Genomic DNA, 14928 nt, shown 5'->3' with positions numbered 1-14928 from the left:
GGCGGTGGGTTTTGCCATGTCCGGGTTAAGGGGTTAGGTAGGGGGTGAGGTAGCAAAACGGGGTTAAGTGGCACAACGTGCACCCGCCGACTTTCCACCCGAGAGAGGCACAATGATTCGTTTTTCATCTACCTAAACACGACGAAAGCCTTAGAGCAACGATCTGTCGTTGACGCGGCGCCAATACCCGCTGGCGCTCGGCCTAAAAGCACTAATAAACAACCATTCAACAACTGCAAACAACTGCGCAACAACCTGACAACAATCAGGCACCGCCACGTTGAGCAGCGCAAATGCCGCATGATGGCGTGGTGTCCGCTCTGAGATGCCCGCACACAGTGGCCGCGATGCGCCCTAGTTGTTGTTTCGTTGTGCCCAAGTTGTTTGAAACAACTTCCTGGGGTTTTGCAGTGATGAAGGGATTTCAATTTCATCGCCACAGCCCGCACCCCCACCCCGCCACAGTCCTCACCCCGCCTCGCAATAGCCCGCACGCCCATCCCACAGCAGTCCTCACCCCACCCCGCAATAGCCCGCACCCCCACCCCCCTTATGGGTGTGGAAAAGCACCTGCTAGGATTTCTTAACAGTCGCATAAATTGCAATCGCGGTGCATGCAGCGCCACAGTCACCTTCGACCATGATGTGTGGTTGTTGTATGGGCTGGTTTCCCATCCAACCGATCTATTGACTTTCGGGGTGTTGCTTAAACGTGGCCATTCTCGCCATTCCCGCTGTCCTTCTCATCGCCCTAGCCTGCGTCCCCTTCCTGGTTAAAATCCTCGATCGAAACGCAGGTTGGCCACTCGCGATCGCGTTCTTAGCCCTGGCTGGTTTCTTGATTTCGAAAGCCGAAGAAGCCCTGCACGGGGCCGGGGTTTTCTGGACGCACACGTGGATCAAAGGCTTCCTTGCAGGTAGTACTTCCCAAGATCCAACGGGCCTCACATCAGTTCCCGAAAACGTCTCACGCAACACCGCTTTCAGCGGCGATATGCAGATCACCCTGCGCCTGGACGCGCTAAGTCTCGCTTTTACGCTCCTCGCGCTGATCATCGGCGCGATCGTGTTCATCTATTCCACGCGCTATCTGCACCGCGGCTCCCGAATCATGAGTTTCTATCTACTCATGACCACCTTCATGGTGGCTGTGGTTATCCTGTTCCTCGCTGATGACGTAGTCCTGCTGTTCATCGGTTGGGAGCTGGTCAGCTTGGCCTCCTTCTTCCTTATCGCCCGCGCCGGCTCCAGCGGTGAGGCGGGTTCCATCCGCACGCTGTTGCTCACGTTCACAGGCGGTCTCTTCCTCGTCGCGGCCTTGGCGATCATGGTGGCCACCACCGGAACCATGAGTGTCACCGAAATCATCTCGTCCGCAGAATGGGAAAACGAGCCCGTGCGAATCGGCCTCGTCGCTATCCTTGTGGCGCTTGCTGCGTTCTCCAAAGCCGCGCAGATCCCGTTCCACTTCTGGCTGCCAGAGGCCATGGCTGCCGATACCCCGGTCTCGGCATTCCTCCACGCTGCCGCCGTGGTGAAGGCCGGTATCTTCCTGCTGCTGCGCTTCAACGCGCTGTTCAACGGCGTGGCCATGTGGCACTACATCCTGATCTGTGTGGGTATGGCCACCGCCGTCATGGCTGCCGTGTTTGCCATGCAAAAGACGGACTTAAAGAAGCTCACGGCTTATTCCACCGTCTCGCAACTGGGTTGGATCGTAGCCACGATCGGTGTGGGCACCCCGTTCGCCATCTCCGCCGCGATCGTACACACGGCCGCTCACGCGCTATTTAAATCCTCCCTGTTCATGCTGGTTGGTGTGGTCGATCACCAGGCCGGTTCGCGCGATATTCGCCGCCTGGGTCCCCTGTGGCGCCAGATGCCGTTGACCTTCGTCTCCGCGGTTATCGCTGCGGCCTCCATGGCTGCTATCCCACCTACCTTTGGCTTCGTATCCAAGGAAGGCATGTTGGAGGCCTTCACCGAGGCGCCGTTTAACCGCATTGGAATTGGCATTCTGCTGACGGTTGCGGGCGTCGGTGCGCTAGCTACCCTGTTGTACTCCGCGCGTTATGTTTTCGGGGCGTTCGTCGACGGTAAGCGCGATATGTCGCACGTGAAAGAAGCTCCACTTTCCTTGCTGCTACCTGCTGCGTTGCCCGGTGTGTTCAGCTTGCCGCTGGTATTTTTCATGGGGTCAGCCGATCATGCCATCGACGCCGTGGTCAAGGCCACCGGCGCTGGCGAGGCCCACACTCACTTGGCGTTGTGGCACGGGGTGACACTTCCGCTGATCATTTCCTTGCTTGTCATTGCCGTAGGCGTTGTGGCAGTTGTTAACCGACGCCGCGTTTTTGACCCACTGGAAGATCGCCGCTTGGGTCTCGTTGCAGGTGAGGACATTATTCAGAAGACCGAGGACCTCTCGGCGCGCCTCGGCAAACTGCTATCCCGTCCGGCAATCTCCATTGCACCATACCGCCACGTCGTATGGATTTTCGCCATGATCATCACGATGGCGGCTTTCGCGATCATGGGACCAGGCCGTTTGGGGGGCCTCACGGCTCTCACCCCGCGTGTGTCCGGTATTGACCGTCCCGAAGACCTCATCGGCCTGGTCATCGTCGCAGCTGCAACCATCAGCCTGACGGCCACGCGGTCGCGCTTCGCATCGGTCATCCTGGTGGGGGTTGTCGGCGCGGGTGTGTCCTGGGTCATGCTCACCTTGGGCGCTCCCGATGTGGCGCAAACGCAGCTGCTCGTGGAGTTCTGCGTGGTCGTCATCATGATGCTGGTCATCCGCTACCAGCCGCGTCTGTACTTGCGCGAGGGTGAAAACCGCACGAAGTTCGCCACCACGCTGGCGGTTGTTATGGGCCTGATCACCTTCTTCGGCGTGTGGCTCCTCATCGGTCGCCACGATAAGCCGCAGATTGCGCAGTGGTACTTAGAGAACACTCCGGAGATTTCCGGGGCGAACAACGTAGTCGCCGCCATCCTCGTGGAATTCCGTGCTTTCGATACGATGGGCGAGCTCATCGTGCTGGGCATGGCCGGCATCGTCATTGCTGCGATCATCGGTTCCATTCCGCGATCGCCATTCCCCGGTTACGGCCCAGGTTCTACAGCGGAATTGTTCCGCGCACCGGGCACGCAACGCTTCCCGGACGTACACAAGGTCCCCGAGCTAGCACCGTTTTACTCCAAGTACCTGCGCTCGACGTACTTGAACTCCATCGCCTCTCGCTTGGCGCTGCGCCCACTGCTGCCGATCCTGTTCATCCTGTCCGCAGTGGTGTTCTGGCGCGGTCACCAGGCCCCCGGCGGTGGCTTCCTCGCAGCTCTTATCGCTGCGTGTGCACTGTTGTACGTCTACCTTTCCCGAGCCACCGCCCGGAAACTGGGTAGCGATGAGATGGGTTACCGCTTGGTGGGTGCCGGTGTGCTGCTGGCCCTTGGTACGGGCTTGGCCGGTTTCGCCAAAGGTAGCTTCCTGGCCCCGATCCACGGAGAGGTCGCCGGTGTGCACCTCACCACGTCGCTGCTGTTCGATGGCGGTGTGTACCTGGCAGTGATCGGCCTGATTGTCATCGTGGTGAATCAGATGGGCGGCCGTGAACGCCCCGGTGTCAACCCTGCCGATATGCCTTTTGGTCGACGCCAAGCTACATTCAGCCCCAAACTCAGCAGTCTTAAGAATTCCCGTGAACACCAACCTGTTGAGGGCAAGCGCGCGGATAACGCCACCAAGCTCAGCCCCGTGGCCATTCACGCTGGTGGATCGCATGTTCCACTGAATCCCAGCGCAGTCAAAGAACACGCACAGCGCAAGCAGGATTCAACTGAACCTGACATACAAGGTGCAGAAGACACACGGCACAAACAACGCTCAGTCACACCTCACCAGCAAAGCGCTGAACACGCACAGCGCAAGCAGGATTCAGCTGCCTCTGACGATGAGAGACCAGCGCGGGGAGAGCAGGGCGTCGGTAAAAAAGAAAAACCGAGGACCGTAAACAACAGCACCCCCGACGAACTACATAACAACGAAGAAGGAGACCGCGAACAATGATTATTGCTGCGATCATCGCCATCCTCGTTGCCGGTGGTGTGTACCTCGTGATGCAACGTGGCATGATGCGCCTCATCTTGGGCGTGACGCTCATCAGCCATGCGATCAATGTGTTGATTCTGGCCACCGGTAACTCCGCGTGGCGCCAAGATCCCCTCATGGATCGCGCGACCGCAGGTGAAGCTGCCGATCCTCTACCGCAAGCGTTCGTACTGACCGCGATCGTGATTTCAATGGCTGCGACGGCCGTCATGTTGACGTTGACGGCCCTGGGGCGTGATGACGATACCCGCCATCCGGAAGATCCGGAGCGCACCGCACGGCGCAACCGGGTGCTCAACACAACGGGTCATGGTTTGAACCGTGCGGGATCCGGTGACCGCCTGGCGAAGCAAGCTGCCGACCAGCGACTCAGCGAAGAAACCGGCCAGGGTGTCGCCCGCGGTGCAGACCGGCGGATTCAGAAGGAAAAGAAGAAGGAAAGTGGTGCCTAAATGACCTCCGGAGCTCTTCTTGCACTGTTTATTGTCGTCCCCCTCATAGCCGCCGCCGTGGCAGCGATTCTGCCGTGGGAACTGGGTCGCCGCGTCCTTGGTTTTGCGGTCCCTACCGCCGGAATCGTGGGGTCCGGGGTGCTACTCGCGCATGTCGCCGGTGATCAGCCCACGGTGTTAGCGGACAACGTAGGTGCCTTCCCCGGCGGCATCTCCATTCCCCTGGCCGCCGATACACTGACCGGAATCATGCTGCTGACCACCGCTATCGTGTGTCTCGCAGCTACCTGGTTCGCCGACATCGTGGGTGAAACCCGCGCGCGTTTCTTCCCCGCACTATCCCTGATGCTGATCGGTGGCGCGTGGGGTGCGCTGCTCACCGCGGACCTCTTCAACCTGTTCGTGTTCATCGAAGTCATGCTCATGCCCTCGTTCGGTTTGATCGCGATGACCGGCACGTGGGCGCGCCTATCGAGTGCACGCATGTTCATCATCGTGAACCTAGTTACCTCGCTGGTACTGCTGACCGGTGTGACGTTGACCTACGGCGTGATCGGCACCACCAACCTGGCGGCCCTGGCGGGTTCGGCCGGCCCACGCGGTGGTTTGGGTTTTGCCGAGGGCGTACCAGGTAGCCAGTGGCAGCTGGTCGTTACCTTGGGCATGGTTTTGCTGGCCCTCGCAGTGAAAGCGGGCTTGGCTCCCGTTCACACATGGCTGCCACGTGCCTACCCGGCAACCTCGCCGGCCGTAATGGCCCTGTTCTCGGGTTTGCACACGAAGGTTGCGGTGTATGCCATCTTGCGCATCTACATGACCACCTTCGAAGGCGATACATCGTGGGCGTGGGGAATCCTAGCACTGTCGGTACTGGGCATGATGGTTGGTTCTTTCGCGGGACTGGCTGAATTCTCGGTACGCAGCGTAGTGGCCTACCAAATGGTCAACGGTATTCCATTCATGCTGGTAGCGCTGGCGTTTTTGAATAACCACCCACACCTGATGCTCAGCGCTGCCCTGTTCTACATGCTGCACCACATGGTGGTTGCCGCAGCGCTGATCATGTCCTCGGGCGCGATCGAGGAAACGTACGGCACCGGCACACTCAAGCCACTATCCGGAATCATGCGACGGGACCCGTTTGTGTCCGTAGTTTTCGCTGCCGGTGCTCTGGCGATCGTGGGGCTGCCGCCATTTTCGGGCCTGTGGGGCAAGGTTGGGCTGGTCATGGGCATGGCCTTTGATGGCTCCTGGAAGGCGTGGATCGCCATCGGCGCGATCATCGTCACATCTGTCGGCGCCCTGTTCTCGATGATTTACGTGTGGCGCGAAGTCTTCTGGGGCCGGCAGATGAATAAAAATGAATGCCCACCTGACCTGCGCGTTCCCACTAGCTATGTTATGCCCAGCGCAGCCATGATGATCCTGTCAGTGGCTATGTTCTTCGGCGCTGGCCAAGTGTACGAGCTAACAGGTAAGGCAACAGATAGCCTCACCGATACCACCGGATATGTTCGCGCCATCATGGGGCCGGACGATGCCCCGTCAGTGGGACGTGTATTGCCCCCTGGACCTTCCGGTATGGATAACGTTCCGGCGGGAATGCGTAGCGCGGCGGATGCCAATGCCGCAAAGGAACGCGAAGAACGCCGTGAAAGAACCATCCCCGAACAGCACAGCTCCACTGACCCCCGCGTGGATTCGCCCCAGGGTAAATCCTCCGAAGCCGAAACCCGGAAGACAGGTGAATAAGCCATGAAGCCGTTGAAAATGGGTTTTCACGCACTCCGTTACGGCGTGTGGCTGGTTGGGCAAATCCTCAAAGAGTCCACGGTCATGGCCATGGATACTCTCGGAACCGGCCGCCACATCGCACCCGTGGTGATCTACTATCCCCTGCGCATCCGCAGCGAGGTAGAAATCGCTGCGTTCATTACCTCCATCACCATGACCCCCGGCACGCTCGCCCTAGGCCTTACCGGCCCCAAGGAGGTCGACTACGGTGCAGCCGCGGGCGGGGTGAACCGCGACGATATCTCGGCGGTCACTAAAGCCGAGTTTCGCACCCACGGTCTCGATAACGTCCAGCGCTTCTTGGCCGTGCACGCGATGTACGGTCTTAATCCCGAGGAGATCCTCAGAGACTTAGCGGATATGGAAGAGCACCTGGCTCCGTACGTTAAGCACATCCCGCAGCGGTTCCACGTGAAGCATCTGGTGGAGCGCGGTCGCCCCGGCCCTCGTGGTTTCCGCGGCAGCCGCGGTGGTCGTGCGTCTGATGAGACGGTCTTTGACGTGGAGAAGGTGGATTCCACACCGCACGCCGTGGGGTTCGTTTCGGATATTCTGCGCCTCGATGAGGAAGAAAAGAACCCGGAGGACCTCAAGGACATGAGCCGTGAGGAACGCTACGAAGTCGCAGCGCGCAATGCCGAGCGCAACAAGGACCGTGCGCCCGGCGGCCATCGCAGTTCCGGTGTTGACGATTCCGGCCAGGACACTTCCGACGACACCGGCAACGGCAGCGGCAACGGCACGAATGCGGCCAAACGCGCCAGCGCTCGTCGCGTCCGACGCGAAGAGGCCAACATTGCCGCCGCCCGCGCTGAGCTACATGAGACCGACCGCGCGGGTACGTCCTCATCCAGTCGGAAGGCGAGTGACGGGGTAGTTGGTGGCGTCGATAAAAATAACCAGTTCTACACCGATATCGATACCTTCCACGGCGACCGGCTGGGCAGTTCCCACCCCGATCGTCAGGGACGCACCAAGCCGGGTGAGACGCTGTACGACCCGCTGTATCCCCGCAATAACCCAGACGAGGACGATGTAGACGGCTCGCAGAAATTCCTGGAAGATCCGTTGCCGTGGTACGTCAAGGACAGCCAGAGCCGGGCCAGTAAAGAAAAACGGCGCAAAAACCGTGCCAAGAAGGAGCGGAGGAAACACCAGTGACCCCGACAAACCTGATGACGATTCTGGCGGGCATCGCCGGGATGATCTTGGTGGTGAGCCTGTGCACGGTTTTGTACCGTGTCACTACCACGCACAACGATGCCCGTCGCGCTGTTCTGGGCGACATGCTCTTCATGACGATGGCCGCGTTGTTCCTGTGCTATTCGCTTACGCACCGCACGTCCATCACATATGAAGTCGCGCTTTTCGCCGGGCTGTTCGGCCCCCTGAGTACTTACGCTTATGCCCGCATCATCACCCGAGGGAGGCGCTAAATGTCCGCTGTTTCTTTTCCTTTTCATGTCGACGCCACGTCCAGCACTTACAACGTGGCCTTCTTGGCAGCCGCAGGTGAAAAAGTAGAGTTCCATGAACCCAGCTGGCTCGCCGTCATCGTTGCGGGGGCGCTGGCCATTATCGGTGCGATCTACGTACTGGTGAGCGCCCGCGCGATGTACCTAGCCCCCGATGCACTGTCGCAGTTGAACATGGTGGGCCCAGCGGTGGGCGTAGGTATGCCCCTATTAATTGCCGCGAACTTGGTGTATTCGTGGTCGATTGAGGGGTTCGTGCTGGGGCACTGGATTCGCGCGATCGTGGCGATTTTCGCGCTACTCATTATGAGCGCTGTGGGTTCATATGCGATGGGGCGCGCCTTGCACGCGACGCACTGGGATCACACGGTGCCGCTGTCGGGTGGTCAGCGGCCGAAGGAGCCTCGTTAGCGGCGACAACGGGAAAGCCGTCGCGAGTCAGTGAAAACACTGGCTGGCGACGGCTTTGTTATACCCAGGGGCTTTTGCAGTATTAGTTACGCCACAGTGGCCTTGACCTCGGGGTCCACGTTGCCGCGCATTGCCTTGGAGTATGGGCAGAATGCGTGTGCCTTATCTGCCAGTTCTTGTGCCTTGTCCTGGTCCACACCGTAGATGGTGACCTCGATATCAGCGGTGATCTTGAAGCCTTCGCCGTCCTTGTTCAGTGCGCACTCGATGGCGACTTCTGGCTGGCGGTCAATTTCAACGCTTTCCTTGCGCATGATGGCCTGAAGAGCGCCGTTGAAACAGGCGGCCCAGCCCGCGGCTACAAGTTGCTCTGGGTTGACACCGTCACCGGAGCCACCGAGTTCCTTGGGTGGGCGGACATCGAGGTCGATTTGGCCATCGGTGGTCTTTACGTGGCCGTCGCGACCGCCACCGGTAGAAACTGCCTTTGCTGCGTAAAGTGCATCGCTCATGTTCAGTCAATCCTCCTTGGATTTACGAGGTTCTTCTGCCGTCGCCCAGCCTACGCCTCATTAATGGGGGTGGCAGCAGGGTTTCTGACCTGTGGTTACCAAGCAACTTCTTAGTTCTACACATCAGCTAGGTAGTCCACTACCGCGCTGGTAACCTTACGGGCATGTCCCAGCACCGTTCTTCCCAGCATGAACGAGACGCTGCGGTTACCGATCTAGCCCTACGCGCAGCCGCCGGTGACCGTGGCGCGCTCACTGAGTTTATCGCTGCGACCCATGATGACGTGTGGCGCCTTCTAGCGCACCTCGCCGATACTGACCGCGCCGATGACCTCACCCAGGAAACCTACTTGCGCGTGCTCAGCGCACTACCCCGTTTTGCTGCGCGATCCAGCGCGCGCACGTGGATCCTTTCCTTGGCCCGGCGCGTGTGGGTAGACAACATCCGTCACGATATGGCCCGTCCCCGCAGCACCGGTGCAGAGCTGGAAGACGTGGCGCAAACCTCCGTCTCCCCACAAACCACGGGCGGTTCCGCATGGGCGGAATGGGTGGATACCCGCGCCCTCATCGATCAGCTGGACGAGCAGCGCCGCGAGGCCCTTATCCTCACCCAGATGCTGGGCTACAGCTACGAGGAAGCCGCCCATATCGCGAACGTCCGGGTGGGCACCATCCGTTCACGCGTGGCCCGCGCCCGGGCTGACCTTGTAGAGATGGCCACCGTAGCAAAACAACAACCCCGCGCCGCTTCGTCCTCCTAAGGCAGCGCTGGGGCTGACCTTGTAGAGATGGCCACCGCGGCAAAACAACAACCCCGCGCCGCTTCGTCCTCATAAACCCGCGCTGGGGACCAACTCCGCACTGCACCACCTCTGTCGGGTGTCCTCGCTAGGCTGGTGCCCATGTTCAATGCATACACCACAGGCTTGGCCACCAAGCTTCGCTCCACCACACAGTTTCACTACACCCTCCCCTACACCACCCAGCAGCTGTGGGATTACCACTCCCGCCCAGGGGTTGTCGCCCGCCTCACCCCGGGTTACAGCCGTATGAAGGTCATCAAACAAGCCGATAATTTACGCGACGGCCTCACCGTTTTCGACCTTCCCGCCCCAGCCCTCACGTGGAAAGGCCAGCACGACCCCGCAGCTTTCGCGGATGGCCACCAATTTCGCGATGTCTGCAAAACTCCAGGTCTCGGGGCACTTTCGGGTTGGACCCACACGCATATTTTTTCCGACGCCACCCCGGGCCCAACCACGCCCTCCCTACAAATCACGAACCTCTTTGAATCCGGTGCCGGCTCGGCGACTATCACCGACAAAATCACCACGAACCTACCCGCGTTCCTTGCCACGCGGGCTTTACGACCTGTCTTTTCCTATCGTCAGCACCAGTTGCAGCAAGACTTACAGCGCGGCGAAGAGCTCGCCGCGCTTGCGCCGCAGCCGCTGACCGTTGCGGTCAGCGGTGCGTCCGGCCTCGTCGGCACCCAAGTCTGCGCGATGTTGAACCAACTAGGCCATAAGGTGATCGAGCTCAGCCACCATGCGCAACACGATTCCGCCACAGTACGCGCTTGGAATCCGAACTCCCCTTCCCCGAACCTGCTGCGCGACGTAGATATATTGATTCATTTGGCGGGTCACCCCATTGCTGGGCGGTTCACGGAAGACCACCTCGACAAGGTTGAGGGATCGCGCGTGGGACCCACCCAGAAGCTAGCGCAGTTAGTGGCGGAAACAGACAGCGTCAAAACATTTGTTTGCGCTTCTGCCGTGGGCTTTTATGGGCATACTCGCCCGAATGAGGTTGATGAACAAGCTGGTGTTGGTGAAGGGCGGCTCGCGGGCGTCGTCAAAAAATGGGAAGAAGCAACGCACGCGGCCACGGCAGCCGGAAAGCGGGTAGTGAGTGTCCGCAGTGGGCTTGTGATCGCCGGTGGGTCGCCGTTGGTGGATTTGTTGCAACTCAATGTGCGTATAGGTGGTGGCAAGCTGGGCTCCGGCCGCCAGCATTTTGCGTGGATAGCGATTGATGACGCGGTGGATATCTACATCCGTGCTGCGCTGGATGAGAAACTGCGCGGGCCAGTCAATGCGGTGGCACCGGAAATCGTCACGAATGCGCAGTTCACGCGACAATTAGCGAAAGTCGGCGGGGGCTTTCCGCTCATTCCCGTGCCGGAAGCCGCGCCGAAGCTGCTGTTAGGTGAAGATGGTGCGCGGGAATTGGCTCTGGCCGACCAGAATGTGGTGCCGAACGTGTTGTTAGATCTTGGCCACCGGTTCCGTTATCCGACGGTGCGTTCGGCGCTACGGCATGAGCTGCTGCGCGAGCGACTGCTGGGATAGCACTTGGTAGAGGCTGGTTGGTGCGGGTGGCTGGTACATGCTGGTTGGTGCGGGCGCGCACACGTGAACTGATCGATGCGGTCCGCTGATCTAGGGCGGCCAAGCGCCGGGTGGCAAGCTCAACTCCGGCTGGCACAGGGCGGCCATTTGATAGCCTCTCCATCAATGCCACGCTGCAGTCGTGTGATCAACGCAGTGCAGTCGTGCTGGGCGTGGACTGTAGCAAAGCCGCCCCCAACGCTCGATCCGGCCGAGCGTGCAGTCGTGCCGAGCGTGGTCTGTAGACTCAGGAACATGACTCAGACCAGCGATGCTTCTGCCCCCGTTCTCGGTTCTGCGCCCGGCGAATTATCGTCCGCGCCCACATTGCTGCACTCCGCTGACAGGGATGCAACTACTGGACTGCTGGTGCTCTCGTTCGGTGGTCCAGAACAGTCCGAACAGGTTGTCCCGTTCTTGGAAAACGTCACCCGCGGTCGTGGAATCCCGCGCGCGCGTTTGGAAAAGGTCGGGGAACACTACTTCACGCTCGGTGGTCGCTCCCCCATCAATGATCAAAACAAGCAGCTCATTGACAATATTGCCCGAGAGCTGCAGGAACGGGATTTGCATCTGCCGGTGTACTTCGGCAACCGCAACTGGGAACCCTACGTGGAAGATGCCATCACGCAGGCCGCGAAGGACGGCATTACCCAGCTTTACGTCTTCGCTACCAGCGCGTGGGGCGGGTACTCCGGTTGCAACCAGTACCAAGAAGACATAACCCGCGCACTGGATTACTGTCGCAGCGCCGGTATCGCACCGCCCGAGGTACAACGGTTGTCCCAATTCCACGCAAACCCCACGTTCATCGCAGCTTTTGCCACTGCAGTAGACCGAGCCCGGGCTAGCCTGTCCCAGGACCACGCGGCCCAGGCCGACTTGGTGTTCACAGCGCATTCGGTACCAAACGTCGCCGATGAAGCCGCTGGCCCCCACGCCTTCGGTGGCAACCTGTACTCACAGCAGGTACTGGATGCTTCTCGCCTCATCCAGCAGGCCAGCTCCTTCGCGGGACAACCCGGATCTGCTGCGGATATCAGCTGGACCGGGCGCGTTGCCCGGCATGAAAACGTTGGCGGCCGCGGCGATGGGCCAGCCCATACCGGTGTGCCCGTAGAGATCGACATGGGGCCAGGCACGGAATATGACGTGGAATTGGTATGGCAGTCCCGTTCCGGTTCCCCGCACACGCCATGGCTGGAACCCGACGTGTGCGACCACATCGAGGCTCGCGCGGCAGCTGGCAACACTCGCCCCATCGTGTTGTGCCCCGTTGGGTTCATCACGGATCACATTGAGGTGATGTGGGACCTTGATACCGAGGCCAAAGAGACCGCCGAGGAAGCCGGAATCCCCTTTGTCCGCGTAGCCACCCCAGGTTTGACCCCCGAGTTCGCCACGATGGTGGTTGACCTACTGGTTGATGCGATGGGCGCTGCCGGATCAAACGCATCTGAGGCATCTAGCCCGTCAAGCGCGACCCGTCAGCTCACCCCTGATCAGCAGGCCGCCGCGGACCTCGCTGCGAAGCTATCCACCGTGCCTGATTTCGGCTGCACCACCAATGGCAAGCCCTGTGCGCCCGGATGCTGCGGCTCCGCACGCTAGACACGCACTCTAGACCCGCACTCACGTAAAGCCCATTCACCGCGATAGAAAGACGATTGCCGAAAATCAAATGACTTCACCAACTCCGCACCACGACGGCCCTGATGCTGATGCCAGGGCCACTGGGTCCACCTCAGCCACTGCGCCCGACCCAACCCCGCATGCAGCATCGCCCGGCCCGGCTCCACATGCCACCTCAGTCACTGCGCCCGACCCAACCCCGCATGCAGCATCGCCCGGCCCGGCTCCACATGCCACCTCAGCTACTGCGCCCGACCCAACCCCGCATGTAACATCGCCCACCCCAGCTCCGCATGCCACCACAGCTACTCAGCGCTGGGCCTTCCTCGGCGTGGTCTCCCTGGGATTGTTGATGATCAGTATCGACAATTCCGTCCTCTACACCGCGCTACCCACCCTGCGCCGCGAACTGCACACTACCGAACTGGAAGTCCTCTGGATCATCAACACCTATCCCCTGGTGATCTCCGGTTTACTGCTCGGCACGGGCACGCTGGGGGACCGCATCGGGCACCGCAGGATGTTTGAAATTGGCCTAATCCTGTTCGCCCTCGCATCCATTGTCGCCACGGTAGCACCCAATGCCGAGTGGTTAATCGCTGCCCGCGCGGGGCTTGGCGTCGGTGCAGCAATAATGATGCCCGCCACGTTATCGCTGATCAGAATCACATTCACCAACGTCCGTGAGCGCAACACAGCGATCGGCATCTGGGGTTCCGTGGCGACGATCGGCTCCGCCTCAGGCCCCGTACTCGGCGGCTTTCTGCTGGAACACTACTGGTGGGGCTCGGTATTCCTCATCAACGTTCCGGTCGCAATCCTGGCACTGCTGCTCACTTTCTGGCTCGCCGGCCCGAACCGCCCCAACCCTCATAAGCCGTGGGACCTCCTCACATCCATCTACGCGATGATCGCAATGGTTGGGTTGGTCTTGGCCATCAAGCAGGTCACCCACCGGCCCCTCAATGCGGTGATCATTGCCGTGGCCGTACTCATGGTTGTTGTGGGCACTGTTCTTCTTAACCGACGCCAAAAGAATCTGACCGAACCCCTCCTCGCCTGGGACATCTTCCGCAATCGTGTGTTCACCGCGGGGTTCCTCGGTGCCGGCGGTGCCATGTTCGTCGTGGCAGGCCTGGGGTTGCTCACCAGCGAGCGTTTTCAGATCGCCGCGGGCTATTCACCACTGGAGGCAGGGCTGCTCACGGCCATCGTTGCGGTGGCGGCTTTCCCGGCCTCGGTAATCGGAGGCGCAATGCTGCACCAATTGGGCTTCCGCACGTTGATCAGTGGTGGATTCCTGCTGATGGCTGCGGGTGTGCTGTTGGTCGTGCAGCTGGGATGGTTGGTCTATCCAGGTTTTGTCCTGATCGGATTGGGCGCGGGAACGACCATGTCGGTGACGTCGTCCGCGCTCATCGGATCCGCACCAGCGCACCGCTCTGGCATGGCCGCGGCCGTGGAGGAAGTATCCTACGAGTTCGGTTCACTGATTTCCGTGGCCATTTTGGCCTCGCTGCTGCCCATGTTCTTGCGTTTCACCGGGGATTACGATGCGGCCTACGCGCGGACGCTCGTCATCGCAGCGGTGTTCGCGCTCGCGGCTGCGGTGCTTTCGGCGGTTCTCTTAAGGGGTAATCCGAAGGAAGGCGACTTCGCGCAAGACTGAGCGCGAGCTGCCGAAACACGGAAGTCCCAGCCCCGCGGGCGTTATCTGGGCGACCTACCCACAATGTGCAGCAGAACTCTAACAAAAACGCGCAATTCTGTCGGAGTTCTGCTGCACTTTTATTCTTCCGTGCGAGGTTCAGCGCACCAGCAGCCCAAAGGCACCCAACTACTCCACGCCAGCGTTATCTGAACGACCTCCCCACAGCCCAAAGGCGCCCAACTACACCACGCCGGCGTTATCTGGACGACCTACCCACAATGTGCAGCAGAACTCTAACAAAAACGCGCAATTCTGTCGGAGTTCTGCTGCACATTTTAAAAAAGGGAGGTGTGGGCGTGGATGGGGCAAGGGCGCGTGCGGACGCAGGGGTCAGCGGGTGGGCACGGATGGACGCCGCAGGGCACAGAGGTCAACGTGTGGGAGTGGACAAGGGCGCGTGTGGGCGTGGATGGGGCAAGGGCGCGTGCGGA

General features: G+C 60.3%; 11 protein-coding genes. 10 read left to right on the top strand and 1 reads right to left on the bottom strand.

Annotated elements, in window-relative coordinates; genetic code table 11:
* Positions 1-712: 712 nt before the first annotated feature.
* The 6 genes from HMPREF3098_RS07085 to HMPREF3098_RS07060 are packed head-to-tail and all read left to right on the top strand — an operon-like array spanning position 713 to position 8246.
* Positions 713-4072, top strand: coding sequence for a DUF4040 family protein (locus HMPREF3098_RS07085; protein WP_246815879.1), 3360 nt, complete (start codon positions 713-715; stop codon positions 4070-4072).
* Positions 4069-4566, top strand: a complete 498-nt coding sequence (locus HMPREF3098_RS07080; protein WP_035114275.1) for a cation:proton antiporter subunit C — start codon at positions 4069-4071, stop codon at positions 4564-4566. Before HMPREF3098_RS07085 ends, HMPREF3098_RS07080 begins: the two co-directional genes overlap by 4 nt.
* Entirely contained in the window at positions 4567-6318 is a 1752-nt protein-coding gene (locus tag HMPREF3098_RS07075) for a monovalent cation/H+ antiporter subunit D family protein (protein ID WP_070434560.1), read from the top strand.
* A gap of 3 nt (positions 6319-6321) precedes the next feature.
* On the top strand, positions 6322-7521 hold the full coding sequence (locus HMPREF3098_RS07070; protein WP_070434559.1) for a Na+/H+ antiporter subunit E: 1200 nt from the start codon (positions 6322-6324) through the stop codon (positions 7519-7521).
* On the top strand, positions 7518-7796 hold the full coding sequence (locus tag HMPREF3098_RS07065; RefSeq protein ID WP_035114273.1) for a monovalent cation/H+ antiporter complex subunit F: 279 nt from the start codon (positions 7518-7520) through the stop codon (positions 7794-7796). Before HMPREF3098_RS07070 ends, HMPREF3098_RS07065 begins: the two co-directional genes overlap by 4 nt.
* Entirely contained in the window at positions 7797-8246 is a 450-nt protein-coding gene (locus tag HMPREF3098_RS07060) for a Na+/H+ antiporter subunit G (protein WP_083284293.1), read from the top strand.
* Between the two features lie 86 nt (positions 8247-8332).
* On the opposite strand, the gene HMPREF3098_RS07055 is transcribed toward HMPREF3098_RS07060, so the two are convergent.
* Positions 8333-8758 carry an organic hydroperoxide resistance protein gene (locus tag HMPREF3098_RS07055; protein ID WP_070434558.1) on the bottom strand — a complete coding sequence of 142 codons (426 nt, stop codon included), beginning with the start codon at positions 8756-8758 and terminating at the stop codon, positions 8333-8335.
* 164 nt (positions 8759-8922) lie between these two features.
* On the opposite strand from HMPREF3098_RS07055, the gene HMPREF3098_RS07050 reads away from it, so the two are divergent.
* From HMPREF3098_RS07050 to HMPREF3098_RS07035, 4 genes are all read left to right on the top strand, one after another.
* A complete protein-coding gene (locus HMPREF3098_RS07050; RefSeq protein ID WP_070434557.1) occupies positions 8923-9522 on the top strand; it encodes an RNA polymerase sigma factor in 600 nt (199 codons plus the stop codon).
* A gap of 141 nt (positions 9523-9663) precedes the next feature.
* The gene (locus HMPREF3098_RS07045; protein ID WP_070434556.1) at positions 9664-11115 is read left to right on the top strand and encodes a TIGR01777 family oxidoreductase; all 1452 of its coding nucleotides are present in this window, start codon (positions 9664-9666) and stop codon (positions 11113-11115) included.
* 294 nt (positions 11116-11409) lie between these two features.
* On the top strand, positions 11410-12765 hold the full coding sequence (locus tag HMPREF3098_RS07040) for a ferrochelatase (protein WP_083284291.1): 1356 nt from the start codon (positions 11410-11412) through the stop codon (positions 12763-12765).
* Positions 12766-12835: 70 nt separating this feature from the next.
* On the top strand, positions 12836-14455 hold the full coding sequence (locus HMPREF3098_RS07035) for an MFS transporter (RefSeq protein WP_256364848.1): 1620 nt from the start codon (positions 12836-12838) through the stop codon (positions 14453-14455).
* Positions 14456-14928: the final 473 nt, after the last annotated feature.

This window comes from Corynebacterium sp. HMSC28B08 (assembly GCF_001806865.1).
In the GTDB taxonomy this organism is placed as follows: Bacteria; Actinomycetota; Actinomycetes; order Mycobacteriales; family Mycobacteriaceae; genus Corynebacterium; species Corynebacterium auriscanis.
The sequence above is the reverse complement of the archived record's forward strand: the minus strand, read 5'-3'. Positions and strand labels throughout refer to the sequence as shown.

Coding starts and splice junctions, on each gene's coding strand:
- HMPREF3098_RS07050 (WP_070434557.1), top strand. CDS start 8,923: ATGTCCCAGCACCGTTCTTCCCAGCATGAACGAGACGCTGCGGTTACC.
- HMPREF3098_RS07040 (WP_083284291.1), top strand. CDS start 11,410: ATGACTCAGACCAGCGATGCTTCTGCCCCCGTTCTCGGTTCTGCGCCC.
- HMPREF3098_RS07080 (WP_035114275.1), top strand. CDS start 4,069: ATGATTATTGCTGCGATCATCGCCATCCTCGTTGCCGGTGGTGTGTAC.
- HMPREF3098_RS07045 (WP_070434556.1), top strand. CDS start 9,664: ATGTTCAATGCATACACCACAGGCTTGGCCACCAAGCTTCGCTCCACC.
- HMPREF3098_RS07055 (WP_070434558.1), bottom strand. CDS start 8,758: ATGAGCGATGCACTTTACGCAGCAAAGGCAGTTTCTACCGGTGGCGGT.
- HMPREF3098_RS07075 (WP_070434560.1), top strand. CDS start 4,567: ATGACCTCCGGAGCTCTTCTTGCACTGTTTATTGTCGTCCCCCTCATA.
- HMPREF3098_RS07060 (WP_083284293.1), top strand. CDS start 7,797: ATGTCCGCTGTTTCTTTTCCTTTTCATGTCGACGCCACGTCCAGCACT.
- HMPREF3098_RS07035 (WP_256364848.1), top strand. CDS start 12,836: ATGACTTCACCAACTCCGCACCACGACGGCCCTGATGCTGATGCCAGG.
- HMPREF3098_RS07070 (WP_070434559.1), top strand. CDS start 6,322: ATGAAGCCGTTGAAAATGGGTTTTCACGCACTCCGTTACGGCGTGTGG.